Genomic DNA, 15,537 nt, shown 5'->3' on the forward strand with positions numbered 1-15,537 from the left:
ATATACTAATTTAGGGAGGGGACGCTTTAATGACCGAATTGGACAATACTCCAACGGCTGGAGCCACCCTGATCATTATTACCGGAATGTCAGGTGCGGGTAAGACAATTGCTGTGCAGAGTCTGGAAGACCTAGGGTTCTTCTGTGTCGATAATTTACCGCCGGTGCTGATCCCTAAGTTTGCAGAACTGATTGAGCAGTCGAAGGGTAAGATCGCTAAGGTAGCACTTGTGATTGACCTGCGTGGCCGGGAATTCTTCACTGCTTTGTCCGAGTCTCTAGCCTATATCAAAGATGAGTCAACCATTGGCTGTGAAATCTTGTTCTTGGATGCTACGGATTCGGTACTTGTGCAGCGTTACAAGGAAAGCCGGCGTCATCATCCTCTAGCACCCAAGGGACTTCCGCTTGACGGTATCAAGCTGGAACGTAAAATGCTTGAGGAATTAAAGAATTCAGCCACATTATGTCTGGATACTAGCAGTATGAAACCAGTGCAGCTTAAAGAGAAGATTGTATCTCGGTTCTCGCATTTAGGAAAAAGCACACTTTCCGTCAATATTACATCGTTCGGATTTAAGTATGGTATTCCTATTGATGCAGACCTCGTCTTCGATGTTCGCTTTTTGCCTAACCCGCATTATGTGGATCACCTGCGGCCAAAAACAGGTCAGGACAGCGATGTCTATGACTATGTAATGAAGTGGCCTGAAACACAGGTGTTCCTGACCAAACTGCTCGATATGCTTCATTTCTTAATTCCGCAATATCGTAGGGAAGGTAAATCCCAGATTATTATCGGCATTGGCTGTACAGGCGGAAAACACCGTTCAGTAGCCATTTCGGAATATTTGGGTAAAATGCTGGGCGTCAGCGAAACGGAATCCGTAGCGGTTAGTCATCGGGATTCTGAGCGTGATCGGCACTAATGAGAGAAGGGGTCCATAGTGGCTGAAGAACAAAGACAGCGTCCACGTATCGTCGTTATGGGCGGTGGTACGGGGTTATCTGTCATGCTTCGCGGCTTAAAAGAAAAGCCGCTAGATATTACAGCTATAGTTACGGTAGCGGATGATGGAGGAAGCTCGGGCATTTTGCGCAGTGAACTGCAAATGCCACCTCCTGGGGACATTCGCAACGTATTAACAGCTATGGCTGATGTGGAACCGCTCATGGCGGATATTATGAGATATCGTTTCAACACGGGTGAAGGCTTGGCAGGTCATAGTCTTGGTAATCTAATCCTTGCTGCGCTTACAGATATATCTGGTGATTTTGTCACAGCTGTTCGCGAGCTTAGCCGATTATTCGCTGTTCGTGGACGGGTATTGCCCGCTGCGGGAGATGCCGTTGTGTTACGTGCAGAAATGTCGGACGGTACGATTATCACAGGTGAGTCTAAGATACCGGAAGCCGGCGGGATCATCAAACGGGTATCTTTGGAGCCTGCTGATGTGGAACCGTTGCCTGAAGCACTTGAAGCGATTCGAAACGCTGATGCGATTCTTTTGGGACCAGGAAGTCTCTATACGAGCATTCTTCCGAACCTACTTGTTCCAAAGCTAGCAGAAGCCGTTGTATCTTCGGATGCAATCAAAATCTTTGTCTGCAATGTAATGACTCAGCCTGGCGAAACGGATAATTATACCGTAAATGATCATCTACAAGCCGTTTATGATCATATTGGAATTCATTTATTCGATTATGTTATTGTCAATGACGGTGAAATTCCAGAGCAGGTCCAGACGAAGTACGCAGAGAAGGGCGCACGTCCGGTACAACTCGACAAGGATGTACTAGATGGCAGTGGGTATAAAGTCATCGCGGATAAGCTAGTGTTATTCCGAACTTACTTAAGGCATGATACCGATAAACTTAGTCATCATATCTACCAGCTTGTGCAAGATTGGATAAACAGGAACCCTAGGGTATAACTTAAAAATATAAGAAAATATAAGTTTTACACCTATACTTTCTTATATTTCTCGCATAAACGCTTACCGTCCTCAAAAGGACGCCGAAGGCGTTTATGCTTGTATATATGAATGACGTACTTATTTCAGAAAGAGGTGAGACCCTTGTCTTTTGCGGCCCTTACCAAAAAAGAGCTGACGATGGTGGAGAGTGAGCCCTGTTGTGAGAAGGCGGAAATGTCAGCACTTATCCGTATGAATGGATCTGTGCAGCTTTCAAGCAAAAAGGTTATTCTCGACATTTCGACGGAGAACGCCGCGATTGCAAGGCGGGTATATTCTTTGCTTAAGAAATATTACCAGGTCCATATTGAGCTACTCGTGCGTAAAAAAATGCGTTTGAAGAAAAATAACGTTTATATCGTTAGAATTCCTAGTCGCGTACAGGAGATCCTAAATGACCTCAGAATTGTGTCCGAAGGATTTATTTTTACCGACGGTATTGATAAAGAGATTGTTGGGAATAACTGCTGTAAGCGTGCTTATTTACGCGGTGCCTTTTTGGCGGGCGGATCGGTTAATAATCCGGAGGGTTCCTCTTACCATTTGGAGATTTCCTCGATGTATGAGGAGCATTGTAAGGCGCTTGTCGATCTAGCTGGTGAATTTCACCTAAACGCACGCTGCATTGAACGTAAAAAAGGGTTCATTCTATACATTAAAGAAGGCGAGAAGATTATCGAATTCTTAAGTTTGATCGGGGCGCATCAAGCGTTGTTCAAATTTGAGGATGTAAGAATTATGCGGGATATGCGTAATTCCGTGAATCGGATCGTGAACTGCGAGACCGCGAATCTCAATAAAACGATAAGTGCCGCGGTGCGGCAGATTGAAAATATCAAACTGCTGCAGCGAGAAGTAGGACTGGAGAGCTTGCCGGATAAATTGCGAGAAGTTGCAGAAATTCGAATGGCACATCCAGATATCAACCTTAAAGAGGTTGGTGAAATGCTGAAAGGTACAGTTAGTAAGTCCGGAGTAAATCATCGGCTTCGTAAGATTGATGAACTGGCGGACAAGGTTCGCGGCGGCTAGTCACTTTTTTTCTAGTGTGGTTTACGTTATAATGATATAATAATATAAAATTAATGTGAAATTTTTGGGGAGAACTCAATTAGGGGGTAAGCGTTTCATGACAAAGCACCCGGTAGTTGTTCGGTTGAAGACAGGGCTACACGCTCGACCGGCAGCATTGTTTGTGCAAGAAGCTAACAAGTTTTCGTCGGAGATTTTCGTGGAAAAAGACGATAAAAAAGTAAACGCCAAAAGTATTATGGGTATTATGAGCCTAGCGATCAGTTCCGGCACGGAGATCTATATCAGCGCGGATGGTGCAGACGCGGATCAAGCTGTAAACGCTTTGACGAGTCTCGTCAGCAAAGAAGAGCTTGAAAACCAATAATATTTTGAGATGACTTTTTATCGCATGACTAAAAAGCCCCTAGGGGCTTTTTTTAATACCAAAAAATAGATTTACGTGTGCAACATTTACCAAAAAGACTCGTCTAGAGGATAATAACAAATCACAAAAGATGAAAGGGGCTGGCAAATATGAAAGGTTTGGTTAAAAAGATTGGTTCAGTGTTGATCGTAGGGAGTTTGTTAATTGGAGGGATTAGCATGAGTGGTGCCTTCCAAGGTCCTGCAAAGGCTTACGCAGATGAAGTGCAGAAAAATGTCGTTAGTGTAGTAGGTAAAGGTGAATTGTCCATCAAGCCGGATATTGTATACTTGTCCATCGGTGTAGATACTACGGCTGCAACTGCACAAGAAGCGCAAAAAACAAATGCTGCTAAAATCCAAAAGATCACTACACTACTGAAAGGGACTTGGAAAATCGCAGACAAGGATATTCAAAGTACCCAATTTTATGTGCAACCCAACTATAGTTATAGCGAAAAAGATGGACAGCAAGTGAAGGGATACAACGCGAATCATACGCTGTTAGTGTCTTATAGAGATCTGACCAAGGTTGGTGAATTGCTGGATGCTGCATCTGCGGCAGGGGCAAATAATATCGGAAATGCACGTTTTTCAGTGGAAGATACTTCTGCCTTTGAAGCTCAGGTGATTGAAAAGGCGATGGCGAACGCAGATGTTAAAGCAGGAGCTATTGCTAAGGCAGCTAGACGTAGCTTGGGTCAAGTAATCACAGTCAGCCAAAATGATGGTAATGTTACTCCGGTTTATTTTGAGCAGAATCTAAAAATGGAAATGGCTGCAGCAGATGCTGGTGCAAGCACATCCGTTCAACCGGGAGTAGTTAAAGTTACAACACAGCTGAGCGTAATGTATGAATTGAAATAGTAGCAGAACAAGATGTGTGTAGAGAGGAGAGGTGCTCTTCCGCTAGTAATAATGCGGGGCGCCTCTTTTTTTGTGTAAAATCGCTAAGATTATGTTTAATAAACTGGAAAGGGGAGGAAAAATATGATGATGAATATCTCAAAAGAAATAGTACGCAAATGGGGCATAGGCTTGATGTCGGCGGGGTTATTGCTTGGTGGTGGATTACTGCCCGTTGAGACTGGTTATGCAGCATCGGATCAGACAAAGAGTGAGGCTATTGCTTCACGTATAGTTTTGAAGGCAAACGGGATGATTTCTCAGCAGACAGGTATTTTGCAGGAAGGGAAGGCATGGGTACCGATCACCTTTATGCGTGATGTGCTGCGATTACCACTTACTTATGATAAAAAAGAAAATGCATATACGATTGGAAAGGGAACGACAAAAACTAAGTTCATGTTATCTAGCTATGGAAATTCTATTTGGGTGAACAATTATTACATTCGAGAATATGAAGGAAAGCTAATTAACAATCGGTTTTATGTTCCATCAGGCCTGTTGAATGATTATTTGGGCTATAAAGTGGATTGGAGTCGGGACTCTGGTAGGCTGAACGTGATGAACAGACCACTGAACGTGCTGACAGTAACCACTGAAACCTATGCTAAGGATCGGCAAGAGGCTTTTATCCAGCTTGATTATCCGAGGATCAGTGGATTAAGTAATTCCAATGCGCAGCAGGCAATTAATAATACCTTGAAGGAAAGTGTTACGAAATTTGCGGCTGCTGCAGATCAGGATATCTCCGATCGGACCGGGGCAGAGCCTAAGTATACCTATGATATAGATTATGTGGTGACCTACAATCAGGATGGTGTGATCAGTTTAGTGATGTCACAGTATAGCGATACGGGCGGCGCTCATGGAATGACTAATCGTGAGGCATTTACTTTTTCACTTAAGGATGGCAAACGTCTATTGCTGGGTGATTTGTTTGGTGCTAATCCCAACTACAAACAACAGTTAAATGCCAAGCTGAACAGGCTGGTAAAAGCGGAGGAAAGTTATTTGGGAGGATTCAACGGATTGAATACGGAGAAGTATTTTTATCTGAAGGACGATAAGGTTGTTTTATTCTTCCAATTGTACGAATATACAGCTTACGCTGCAGGGTTCCCGGAATATACCTTTACTTTCAAAGAACTGTTGCCGGAAGGCGGTAGCCCATTTGCTGCAGTAAAATAAATAGAGAAGTCGTAACCGCTAGTGTTACCACTGGACATCTCCCCCTTACCAGAATCATCGCTAATTCATATGCTAAAGGGAGTAACTAGTTTATGAACGGGGGAGAGCTATGAGCTATCAATATACTGCAATTGGCGATTCCTTGACGACTGGATTTGGCGCTCTGCCAGGTAACGGTTTTGTACCGGTATACCGTAGAATGGCAGAAGGGAGACTGCGTTCTAATGTAGTCTCTACGAATTTAGGCGTGAATGGATTGACTACTTCTGAACTGGAACAGCGGTTACGTGGGAGTTCTATGACTCGCGAGGCTATACGAGCAGCCGACATCATCACTTTATCCATTGGTGGCAATGATTTAATCCATGCTGCGAAGGCTGCAGCTAGACAACCTGAAAATTTATCAAAAGAGCTACGAAGATCACTACAGGAATGCAAACAAAATTTTGCTGCAATTATGAGTATTCTCTTTCAATTGAAGGCGGGAACGCGTAGACCTTTTATCATTCGAATTGTGGGATTGTATAATCCCTATCCTCAGGTAGTAGGCGCTACAGAGTGGGTTCGGCAGTTTAACGGTTATGCCTCGCAGTACAGTAGCCGAGTATGTGGATTTGCATCTATCTATAATGAGTTTGCAGGAAATGAGAGAGGGCTATTATCGATTGACCACTTACATCCGAATGGCCGAGGCTACCGTGTGATTGCTGAGAAACTCGATGCACTTGGATATGGCGGTTTGATTTAATTGAGATTCGTATGAAGTGGTGGTCTGAAAAGTAAAGAGGCTGTGCGCTAACCATCAAGTGGATAGGGCACAGCCTCTTTGTGTTGTTTTATAGCTTACACACCGCTAGGCAGTGTTTTCTCGATGACTTTATCAACGATACCGTAAGCTGCCGCATCTGCAGCAGTCATGAAGTAATCACGATCTGTATCCTTCTCAATACGTTCTAGCGGTTGACCCGTACGTTCTGCAAGAATACGATTCAACTTATCACGCAATTTGAGGATACGGCGGGCACGGATTTCGATATCCGTTGCTTGACCTTGAGCACCACCCAGAGGTTGGTGAATCATGATCTCACTGTTAGGCAGTGCGAAGCGTTTGCCTTTAGCGCCAGCGTTAAGCAGGAATGCTCCCATGGAAGCTGCCATACCTACACAGATGGTGGAAACATCCGGTTTAATGTACTGCATTGTATCAAAAATAGCCATACCTGCAGTAATGGAACCGCCGGGGCTATTCACATAAAGGTGAATGTCCTTATCCGGATCTTCGGCAGCCAAGAACAGCATTTGTGCAATGATAGAATTGGCTACCACGTCATTAACCTCCGTTCCAAGGAAAATGATGCGGTCCTTCAGCAGGCGGGAATAGATGTCATAAGCGCGCTCACCGCGGTTGCTCTGTTCTACTACCATAGGAATATAACTCACGTGGAAAACCTCCTTGATATTGGTTCTTCAAATGTATTCATTTTTACTCTTGCCGTATTACCCACATGATAAACAAATTCAAACAAAAAGTCAAAGAAAGTCAAACTTATATTCAAAAAAAAGAGCCGACATGCGGCTCTTTGGTTAAGTAGTAGTATAGATGCTACTAAATTATGTACAAAAGTGAAATTAATGGCGCGCCCGCCAAGAATCGAACTTGGATCTCAGGCTTCGGAGGCCTACGTCATATCCATTGGACCACGGGCGCAACAAAAATGATTATAATACAATTTCTGTGCAATTGCAATGGACAGGAAGAAACGACGTTATCGTCCTTTATTGACGACAACCGTTTCTCGTAGAAATATAAGGATAATATATAACGTGAAACTTATAATTTCTTATATTTTTAATAATGCTATGCACGGGCTCTACCCCTTGTCTTCAAGGTGGACAAGCGTATATTGTCTTTCACTCAGCGATAGAATCTGGATTGTTAATGACAGGTTTTAGGAGCCGTACCTCTTTCCCGATCTTATAAATGTATAAGAAGACAAGCGCTTGAGAATTCTACTCTCGGAAGACTTGCACTTCGAGCAATATTTGGTTAGAATATGAGTGGGACTTAAAAAGTTTACCCGGGACATTTTGAGACCATGAACAAGGGAATAGAGGAAGACGAAGTTGCAGGAGTGAAAGTATGCGTAATTTATTAGATATCCAAAAGCAGCTTCTGCCTGATCTCATGGAAACCCTTAAGAGACGGTACACGATTCTTCATCAGATCATGCTGTCCGATATCATTGGGCGCAGAACGCTTGCCGCTTCGCTTGATATGACTGAGCGGGTACTGCGTGCCGAGACGGATCTTCTGAAATCGCAAGGGCTCATTGAGATCGAGAGCGTTGGCATGCGCATTAGCGCTGCTGGGCGTAGACTGCTTGATTTGCTAGAGCCGGTCGTTAAGAGCCTGTTTGGTCTGGATGAGCTGGAAGAGAAAATTCGGGCAACGTATGGTCTGGATAAAGTTATTGTGGTGCCGGGTGATTGTGAGTCATCGCCGTTCACTAAACGTGAACTCGGCCGAGCAGGTGCAAAAGCGCTGCTCAGTGTACTTCGTACAGATGATATAGTTGCTGTCACAGGTGGATCAACGCTTGCCGATATGGCTGATCAACTGACACCGCCGTTATCCCTTTCCTATAAGAACGCTTGGTTTGTTCCGGCGCGTGGTGGATTAGGAGAGAGTATGGAGATTCAAGCCAACACAATTGCCTCAACAATGGCAAAACGAGTTGGAGCGAATTACCGGTTGCTGCATGTACCTGATCTACTTAGTGGGGATGCCTACCAGTCACTAGCACTTGACTCTAATATTGGAGAGATTGTACAAATCATCCGCAGTTCGCGTATTATTGTACATGGGATTGGGGATGCCATTGAAATGACTCGCCGCCGCAAGCTGGATGAGGCTACGGTCTCAGAGATCCAGGGTGAGGGAGCCGTGGCTGAATCCTTTGGGTATTACTTTAACGAAGATGGTAAGGTTGTCCATACTATGCTTACGATGGGGCTGCGTCTTGAAGATATTGTTCGAACGGAGACAGTCATCGGTATTGCTGGAGGCAAACCAAAGGCCAAAGCTATTCATGCCATGCTGCGTTTCGGGCAGGAGAATATTCTCGTCACGGACGAGGCTGCTGCTGTAGAAATCGGCAAGGAAATCGACAATCAGTTGCAGATATCCTCGTAACACACTAGAACATATACCTTGCATTATACTTAACATTGTTGTCATGACAGGCTTCACGGTCTGTTTTGAATAAATAAAACGAATTCTAGGAGGAACTATTCAATGAGTGTAAAAGTTGGAATTAACGGATTTGGACGTATTGGACGCCTTGCTTTCCGCCGTATTCAAAATGTAGAAGGTATCGAAGTGGTAGCAATCAACGACTTGACTGACGCTAAGATGCTTGCTCATTTGCTTAAATATGATACAACTCAAGGTAAATTCCAAGGTGATGTTGAAGTGCATGATGGCTTCTTCAAAGTCAATGGAAAAGAAGTTAAGGTTCTTGCTAACCGCAACCCTGAAGAATTGCCATGGGGCGACCTAGGCGTTGATATCGTACTTGAGTGCACAGGTTTCTTCACAACTAAAGAAGCAGCTGAAAAACACTTGAAAGGTGGAGCTAAGAAAGTAGTTATCTCCGCTCCAGCTACTGGCGACATGAAAACTGTCGTTTACAACGTTAATGATGACATTCTTGATGGTACTGAGACTGTTATTTCCGGCGCATCTTGCACAACGAACTGCCTAGCTCCAATGGCAAAAGTATTGAACGACAAGTTCGGTATCGTTGAAGGCTTGATGACTACAATTCACGCTTACACTGGCGACCAAAACACTTTGGATGCTCCACATGCTAAAGGTGACTTTAGACGTGCTCGTGCAGCAGCTGAGAACATCATCCCTAACACTACTGGTGCTGCTAAAGCAATCGGTCTTGTTATTCCAGAACTTAAAGGTAAATTGGATGGTGCAGCTCAACGTGTTCCAGTTGCAACTGGTTCCCTGACTGAGCTTGTAACTGTTCTTGATAAGAGCGTTACTGTTGAAGAAATCAACGCAGCAATGAAAGCAGCTTCCGATCCAGACACTTATGGTTACACTGAAGATGAAATCGTATCTTCCGACATCAAAGGTATGACTTTCGGATCCCTGTTTGATGCTACACAAACTAAAGTATTGACTGTTGGCGACAAACAACTGGTTAAGACTGTTGCTTGGTATGACAATGAAATGTCCTACACTGCACAATTGGTTCGTACTTTGGAGAAATTCGCTAAAATCGCTAAGTAATTGACTTGATATAAGCAACATCTATAGAGCGGAAACAGAAGTTCTTTGTTTCCGCTCTTTCTAAATGTATTCTTGTTTCCTGCTAGAAACAATTTTGGGTGTGGAGGAATTAATCATGAACAAAAAGAGCGTCCGTGATGTAGAAGTAAAGGGTAAACGCGTATTTGTACGCGTGGATTTCAACGTACCTGTAGAAGACGGTAAAATTACTGATGATACTCGTATTCGCGAAACACTTCCAACCATTAAATATTTGATCGAAAATGGTGCGAAGATTATTCTCGCAAGTCACATGGGCCGCCCTAAAGGCCAATTCGTAGATTCCATGCGTTTGACTACTGCTGCTGAACGTCTGTCCGAGCTTCTCGGCAAACCAGTAGCTAAAGCTGACGAAGCTGTTGGTGAAGCTGTAAAAGCAAAAATTGCTGAGCTAGGCGAAGGCGACGTACTTGTACTTGAGAACGTTCGTTTCTACCCAGGCGAAGAGAAGAACGATCCTGAACTGGCTAAACAATTCGCTGAACTGGCTGATTTGTTTGTCAATGATGCGTTTGGTGCGGCTCACCGTGCTCATGCTTCGACAGAAGGTATCGCTCATTTCCTACCAGCTGTATCCGGTCTTTTGATGGAGAAAGAATTGTCTGTTCTGGGTAAAGCTCTTTCTAACCCTGAGCGTCCTTTCACTGCAATCATCGGTGGTTCGAAAGTGAAGGACAAAATCGACGTGATCGACAACCTGCTCAATCTGGCAGACAATGTCTTGATCGGCGGCGGTCTGTCTTATACCTTCACCAAAGCTTTGGGATTTGAAATTGGTATTTCCCTAGTGGACAACGATAAATTGGAAACTGCTCTTGGATTCATCGAGAAAGCCAAGGCGCTTGGCAAGAACTTCTTGCTTCCAGTTGACGTCGTGGTAGCCGACAAATTCGGTGCAGATGCCAACACGCAAATCGTTCCTTTCAATGAAATCCCAGAAGGCTGGGAAGGTCTTGATATCGGACCGAAAACTCGTGAGCTTTATGCAGATGTGATCAAAAACTCCAAGCTAGTTGTCTGGAATGGACCTATGGGTGTATTTGAAATTGATAAATTCGCTGAAGGTACACTTGCAGTAGCAAAAGCTTGTGCAACTACTGAAGGTTACACTGTTATTGGTGGCGGAGATTCCGCAGCAGCAGCAGAGAAATTCCACCTGGCTGATCAAATGGATCATATTTCAACTGGTGGCGGTGCATCCCTTGAGTTCATGGAAGGCAAGGCGCTTCCTGGCGTAGAAGCACTGAACGATAAGTAAGACCTAAGAAGGAGGCAACTTAAGTCATGAGAACACCAATTATTGCAGGAAACTGGAAAATGTTCAAAACAGTTCCTGAAGCAGAAAGCTTTATTGCTGATATCAAAGGCAAAGCAGAAGTAGAAGGCGTTGAGACTGTAATCTGCGCTCCATTTACTAACCTGCCTGCACTTGTAGCAGCTGCAAAAGGTACAGACATCAAGATTGGCGCACAGAACCTGCACTTTGAAGATAACGGTGCTTACACAGGAGAAATCAGTGGTGTAATGCTTAGCGATCTTGGCGTAGACTATGTAATCATTGGTCACTCAGAGCGTCGTGCTTATTTTGGCGAAACAGATGAAATCGTGAATAAGAAAATGCATGCTGCATTCCGTCACGGTATCACTCCAATCGTATGTGTTGGCGAAAAGCTCGAAGAGCGTGAAGCTGATCAAACGAAAGCTGTATGTAAAGTACAAACTGAAGCTGCATTCCAAGGCCTTAGTGCTGAGCAAGCAGCAAAAGTTGTCATTGCATACGAACCTATCTGGGCTATTGGCACAGGTAAATCTTCCACTTCCCAAGATGCTAACGAAGTTATTGCGTACATCCGCAGTCTTGTAAAAGATCTGTATGATGTTGCAACAGCTGAAGCTGTTCGTATTCAATACGGCGGCAGCGTGAAGCCTGAGAATGTAACTGAGTACATGGGCCAAAGCGACATCGATGGTGCGCTTGTTGGCGGTGCCAGCTTGCAGCCTGCTTCCTTCGTTCAATTGGTTGAGGGGGCGAAGTAAGATGTCAGCTCCAAGACCTGTAGCTTTGATCATCATGGATGGTTTCGGTTTGCGTGGAACATCTGAAGGTAATGCCGTTGCTCAAGCTAACAAACCTAACTATGACCGTTACTTGAAACAATATCCTAATACTACCCTTACTGCTTGTGGTGAAGCTGTTGGTCTTCCAGAAGGCCAAATGGGCAACTCTGAAGTAGGGCATTTAAATATTGGTGCAGGACGGATTGTATACCAGGATTTGACTCGTATTGATAAATCGATCCGTGAGGGCGAATTCTTCGATAATGAAACACTGGTAGCCGCAGTTAGAAATGCTAAGAACACAGGTAAAAAGCTTCATCTTTACGCGCTTGTATCCGACGGAGGGGTACATAGCCACATTAACCACCTGTTTGCTATGCTTGACCTGGCTAAGAAAGAAGATATGCACGAAGTGTATATCCATGCTTTCATGGATGGCCGTGATGTACCTCCAGATAGTGGTAAGAAGTTTGTCCAAGATCTGGTGGCTAAGATTGAAGAAGTTGGAGTAGGTACAATTGCAACGGTATCCGGACGTTATTACGCCATGGACCGTGACAAACGTTGGGATCGTGTAGAAAAAGCCTATCGTGCTATGGTTTATGGCGAAGGCCCTAAATACACGGATGCTCTGCAAGCTATCACTGCTTCTTATTCAAATTCCGTGTTCGACGAATTCGTTGAACCTAGCGTGATTGTAGACAGTGAAGGCAAGCCGGTAACGGCAGTAGAGAGCGGCGATTCCGTCGTGTTCCTCAACTTCCGCCCTGACCGTGCTATTCAGTTGTCACAAGTGTTCACGAATCAAGATTTCCGCGGTTTCGACCGGGGTCCTTTGTTCCCACAAGACTTGCACTTCGTATGCCTGACTACTTTCAGCGAAACGGTACAAGGTTATGTAGCCTATTCACCGAAGAACCTGGATAACACATTGGGTGAAGTACTTGTGCAACACAACAAGAAGCAACTGCGCATCGCGGAAACTGAGAAGTATCCGCACGTAACGTTCTTCTTCAGTGGTGGACGTGATGAGGAACTTCCAGGAGAAACTCGTATCTTGATCAACTCTCCTAAAGTAGCAACCTATGATCTTCAACCTGAGATGAGTGCTTACGAAGTGGCTGCAGCCTGCGTAGCAGAAATCGAAGCGGAAAGACAGGATGCTATTATCCTTAACTTTGCAAACCCTGATATGGTTGGACACTCCGGTATGCTGGAGCCAACAATCAAGGCTGTAGAGGTAACGGATGAGTGTGTAGGTAAAGTAGTGGACGCAGTAGTTGCCAAGGGTGGCGTTGCGATCATTATCGCCGATCACGGTAATGCAGACATGGTATTTGATGAGAACGGTCGTCCGTTCACAGCTCATACCACTAACCCGGTTCCGTTCATCCTTACGGATGAAAATGTTGTATTGCGCGATCGCGGTATCCTTGCTGATGTAGCACCAACCATTCTGGATCTGATGGGAATTCCGCAACCTGCGGAAATGACTGGTCAATCCATGATCGCTAGTCGCAAATAAGGAAACAATACCTGAGATTAAGCTTCAACAATTAAAACCAAAACATTGTTTAAAGGAGATTAACTAAAATGACTATTATTTCTGATGTTTATGCTCGCGAAGTCCTTGACTCCCGTGGTAACCCTACTGTAGAGGTTGACGTTTATCTTGAATCCGGTGCTAAAGGCCGCGCTATCGTTCCTTCCGGCGCTTCCACTGGTGCTCATGAAGCTGTTGAGCTTCGTGATGGCGACAAATCCCGTTACATGGGTAAAGGTGTTCTGAAAGCTGTTGAGAACGTAAATGAAATCATCGCTCCAGAAGTTATCGGTATGGACGCTCTTGACCAAGTGGGCATCGACAAATTGATGATCACTTTGGACGGAACTCATAACAAAGGTAAATTGGGCGCTAACGCGATCCTAGCTGTATCCATGGCCGTAGCTCGCGCAGCTGCAGCAGCTTTGGATATTCCTTTGTACGTATACCTGGGCGGATTCAACGCTAAGACTCTTCCAGTACCAATGATGAACATCATCAATGGTGGTGAGCATGCGGACAACAACATCGACGTTCAAGAGTTCATGGTTCTTCCTGTAGGAGCTCCAAGCTTTAAAGAAGCTCTTCGTACAGGTGCTGAAATCTTCCACAACTTGAAATCCGTACTTCAATCCAAAGGCCTGAACACAGCTGTAGGTGACGAAGGTGGTTTCGCACCGAACCTTGGTTCGAATGAAGAAGCAATCACTACAATTATCGAAGCTATCGAAAAAGCTGGTTACAAACCAGGTGTTGACGTATTCTTGGGTATGGACGTTGCTTCCACTGAGTTCTACAAAGACGGTAAATACACCCTTGCTGGCGAAGGTAAATCTTACACTTCCGCTGAGTATGTTGACCTTCTTGCTTCATGGGTTGAAAAATATCCTATCATCACAATCGAAGACGGTATGTCCGAAGACGACTGGGATGGTTGGAAATTGCTTACTGAAAAATTGGGAGACAAAGTTCAATTGGTTGGTGACGACTTGTTCGTTACAAACACTGAGCGTCTTGCAACAGGTATCGAAAAAGGTATCGGTAACTCCATCTTGGTTAAGGTTAACCAAATTGGTACATTGACTGAAACTTTCGATGCTATCGAAATGGCTAAACGTGCTGGTTACACAGCAGTTATCTCTCACCGTTCCGGTGAATCCGAAGATAGCACAATCGCTGACATCGCTGTTGCGACTAATGCTGGTCAAATCAAAACTGGTGCTCCTTCCCGTACAGACCGTGTTGCTAAATACAACCAATTGCTTCGCATCGAAGACGAGTTGGGTGAATTGGCTCAATACAACGGCCTGAAATCCTTCTACAACCTTAAAAGATAATCTGCTTTTATAGCAGAGTACGAAGACCCGCCTTTATGGCGGGTCTTTTTTGTACTCAAAGAGACGCAGACGCTATGTAATTCCTTATCTTACAAGAAAAGCTACGACTTAACAGTCTAGGCGGTTGTATTACCGACAACGCTATGATAAAATAAGAATACTGTTTATGTATCGTGATAACCTCAATTACCATAGATAGTGATGCTTAGGCGTAGGAGGTGGAAGTGAATGGATATCTTTTTGAAAGTTGTGCTCCTGATTTTTTCCGTCGGTCTTATTGCGGTCGTTCTTCTGCAAAAGGGGAAAAGCGCGGGTCTTTCCGGTGCCATCTCCGGCGGTGCTGAGCATCTCTTTGGTAAAACAAAAGCTCGTGGTATGGAACTCGTACTACAACGTGTAACTGTTGGACTTGCTGCAGGATTCTTCATTATGGCGATTCTAGCTGCTGTTTTCATTGACTAAAGTACCTACAGTAAGCCCTCGCTCTGTTCTGAATGGAATGGAGCGAAGGCTTTTTTGTTATAATTAAAAGGGGATAAGCACCTGTAGGTGCTTTTCTTTGCATAAAGAATGAATAAGATTCGGTACAGTAGAGCCCTAATAAATAGACTATCTTCTTCGTTGTGACTGAAATTTTGTACTGCGTTTACCTTTGGATGACAGTAACAGGGATGCGCAGGATTGATTTCGTGTATACTAGGGTATGAAGTAGGTAAAGGTAAATTTTACTTGGCATTACTACAGAGC

15 protein-coding genes and 1 tRNA gene are annotated in these 15,537 nt (G+C 44.4%); 14 read left to right on the forward strand and 2 right to left on the reverse strand.

What is annotated here, in order from left to right:
- Positions 1-29: 29 nt before the first annotated feature.
- The 7 genes from rapZ (at position 30) to NSU15_RS00900 (ending at position 6,255) form a co-directional block, all read left to right on the forward strand.
- The gene (gene rapZ, locus NSU15_RS00870) at positions 30-929 is read left to right on the forward strand and encodes an RNase adapter RapZ (protein WP_042123306.1); all 900 of its coding nucleotides are present in this window, start codon (positions 30-32) and stop codon (positions 927-929) included.
- 57 nt (positions 930-986) lie between these two features.
- Positions 987-1,934: a YvcK family protein gene (locus NSU15_RS00875; RefSeq protein ID WP_170880206.1), complete on the forward strand. Its 948-nt coding sequence runs from the start codon at positions 987-989 to the stop codon at positions 1,932-1,934.
- Positions 1,935-2,078: 144 nt separating this feature from the next.
- Positions 2,079-3,008, forward strand: a complete 930-nt coding sequence (whiA, locus tag NSU15_RS00880; RefSeq protein ID WP_042123310.1) for a DNA-binding protein WhiA — start codon at positions 2,079-2,081, stop codon at positions 3,006-3,008.
- A gap of 97 nt (positions 3,009-3,105) precedes the next feature.
- A complete protein-coding gene (locus NSU15_RS00885) occupies positions 3,106-3,375 on the forward strand; it encodes an HPr family phosphocarrier protein (protein WP_036687106.1) in 270 nt (89 codons plus the stop codon).
- A gap of 149 nt (positions 3,376-3,524) precedes the next feature.
- Complete coding sequence (locus NSU15_RS00890; protein ID WP_042123312.1) at positions 3,525-4,280, forward strand: SIMPL domain-containing protein; 756 nt, start codon at positions 3,525-3,527, stop codon at positions 4,278-4,280.
- A gap of 123 nt (positions 4,281-4,403) precedes the next feature.
- A complete protein-coding gene (locus NSU15_RS00895; protein WP_339288774.1) occupies positions 4,404-5,507 on the forward strand; it encodes a DUF4163 domain-containing protein in 1,104 nt (367 codons plus the stop codon).
- A gap of 109 nt (positions 5,508-5,616) precedes the next feature.
- Entirely contained in the window at positions 5,617-6,255 is a 639-nt protein-coding gene (locus NSU15_RS00900) for a GDSL-type esterase/lipase family protein (RefSeq protein WP_339288776.1), read from the forward strand.
- Positions 6,256-6,350: 95 nt separating this feature from the next.
- On the opposite strand, the gene clpP is transcribed toward NSU15_RS00900, so the two are convergent.
- The gene (clpP, locus tag NSU15_RS00905; protein ID WP_339288777.1) at positions 6,351-6,947 is read right to left on the reverse strand and encodes an ATP-dependent Clp endopeptidase proteolytic subunit ClpP; all 597 of its coding nucleotides are present in this window, start codon (positions 6,945-6,947) and stop codon (positions 6,351-6,353) included.
- A gap of 193 nt (positions 6,948-7,140) precedes the next feature.
- A tRNA-Arg gene (locus NSU15_RS00910) sits at positions 7,141-7,215 on the reverse strand.
- A 432-nt stretch (positions 7,216-7,647) separates the two neighbouring features.
- Here NSU15_RS00910 and NSU15_RS00915 point away from each other — a divergent pair.
- From NSU15_RS00915 to secG, 7 genes are all read left to right on the forward strand, one after another.
- On the forward strand, positions 7,648-8,700 hold the full coding sequence (locus tag NSU15_RS00915) for a sugar-binding domain-containing protein (RefSeq protein WP_076116268.1): 1,053 nt from the start codon (positions 7,648-7,650) through the stop codon (positions 8,698-8,700).
- Between the two features lie 102 nt (positions 8,701-8,802).
- A complete protein-coding gene (gene gap / locus NSU15_RS00920) occupies positions 8,803-9,813 on the forward strand; it encodes a type I glyceraldehyde-3-phosphate dehydrogenase (RefSeq protein WP_036687120.1) in 1,011 nt (336 codons plus the stop codon).
- A 115-nt stretch (positions 9,814-9,928) separates the two neighbouring features.
- Positions 9,929-11,110 (forward strand): phosphoglycerate kinase, encoded by a 1,182-nt coding sequence (locus NSU15_RS00925; protein ID WP_339288778.1) that lies wholly within the window; start codon positions 9,929-9,931, stop codon positions 11,108-11,110.
- A gap of 26 nt (positions 11,111-11,136) precedes the next feature.
- Positions 11,137-11,889 carry a triose-phosphate isomerase gene (gene tpiA, locus NSU15_RS00930; protein WP_042123325.1) on the forward strand — a complete coding sequence of 251 codons (753 nt, stop codon included), beginning with the start codon at positions 11,137-11,139 and terminating at the stop codon, positions 11,887-11,889.
- 1 nt (position 11,890) lies between these two features.
- The gene (gpmI, locus tag NSU15_RS00935; protein ID WP_042123328.1) at positions 11,891-13,435 is read left to right on the forward strand and encodes a 2,3-bisphosphoglycerate-independent phosphoglycerate mutase; all 1,545 of its coding nucleotides are present in this window, start codon (positions 11,891-11,893) and stop codon (positions 13,433-13,435) included.
- A 68-nt stretch (positions 13,436-13,503) separates the two neighbouring features.
- Positions 13,504-14,790: a phosphopyruvate hydratase gene (gene eno, locus NSU15_RS00940; protein ID WP_042123330.1), complete on the forward strand. Its 1,287-nt coding sequence runs from the start codon at positions 13,504-13,506 to the stop codon at positions 14,788-14,790.
- A gap of 228 nt (positions 14,791-15,018) precedes the next feature.
- The gene (secG, locus tag NSU15_RS00945) at positions 15,019-15,252 is read left to right on the forward strand and encodes a preprotein translocase subunit SecG (RefSeq protein WP_042123332.1); all 234 of its coding nucleotides are present in this window, start codon (positions 15,019-15,021) and stop codon (positions 15,250-15,252) included.
- The last annotated feature ends 285 nt before the right edge of the window (positions 15,253-15,537 follow it).

This window comes from Paenibacillus sp. FSL E2-0201 (genome assembly GCF_037963325.1).
In the GTDB taxonomy this organism is placed as follows: domain Bacteria; phylum Bacillota; class Bacilli; order Paenibacillales; family Paenibacillaceae; genus Paenibacillus_AQ.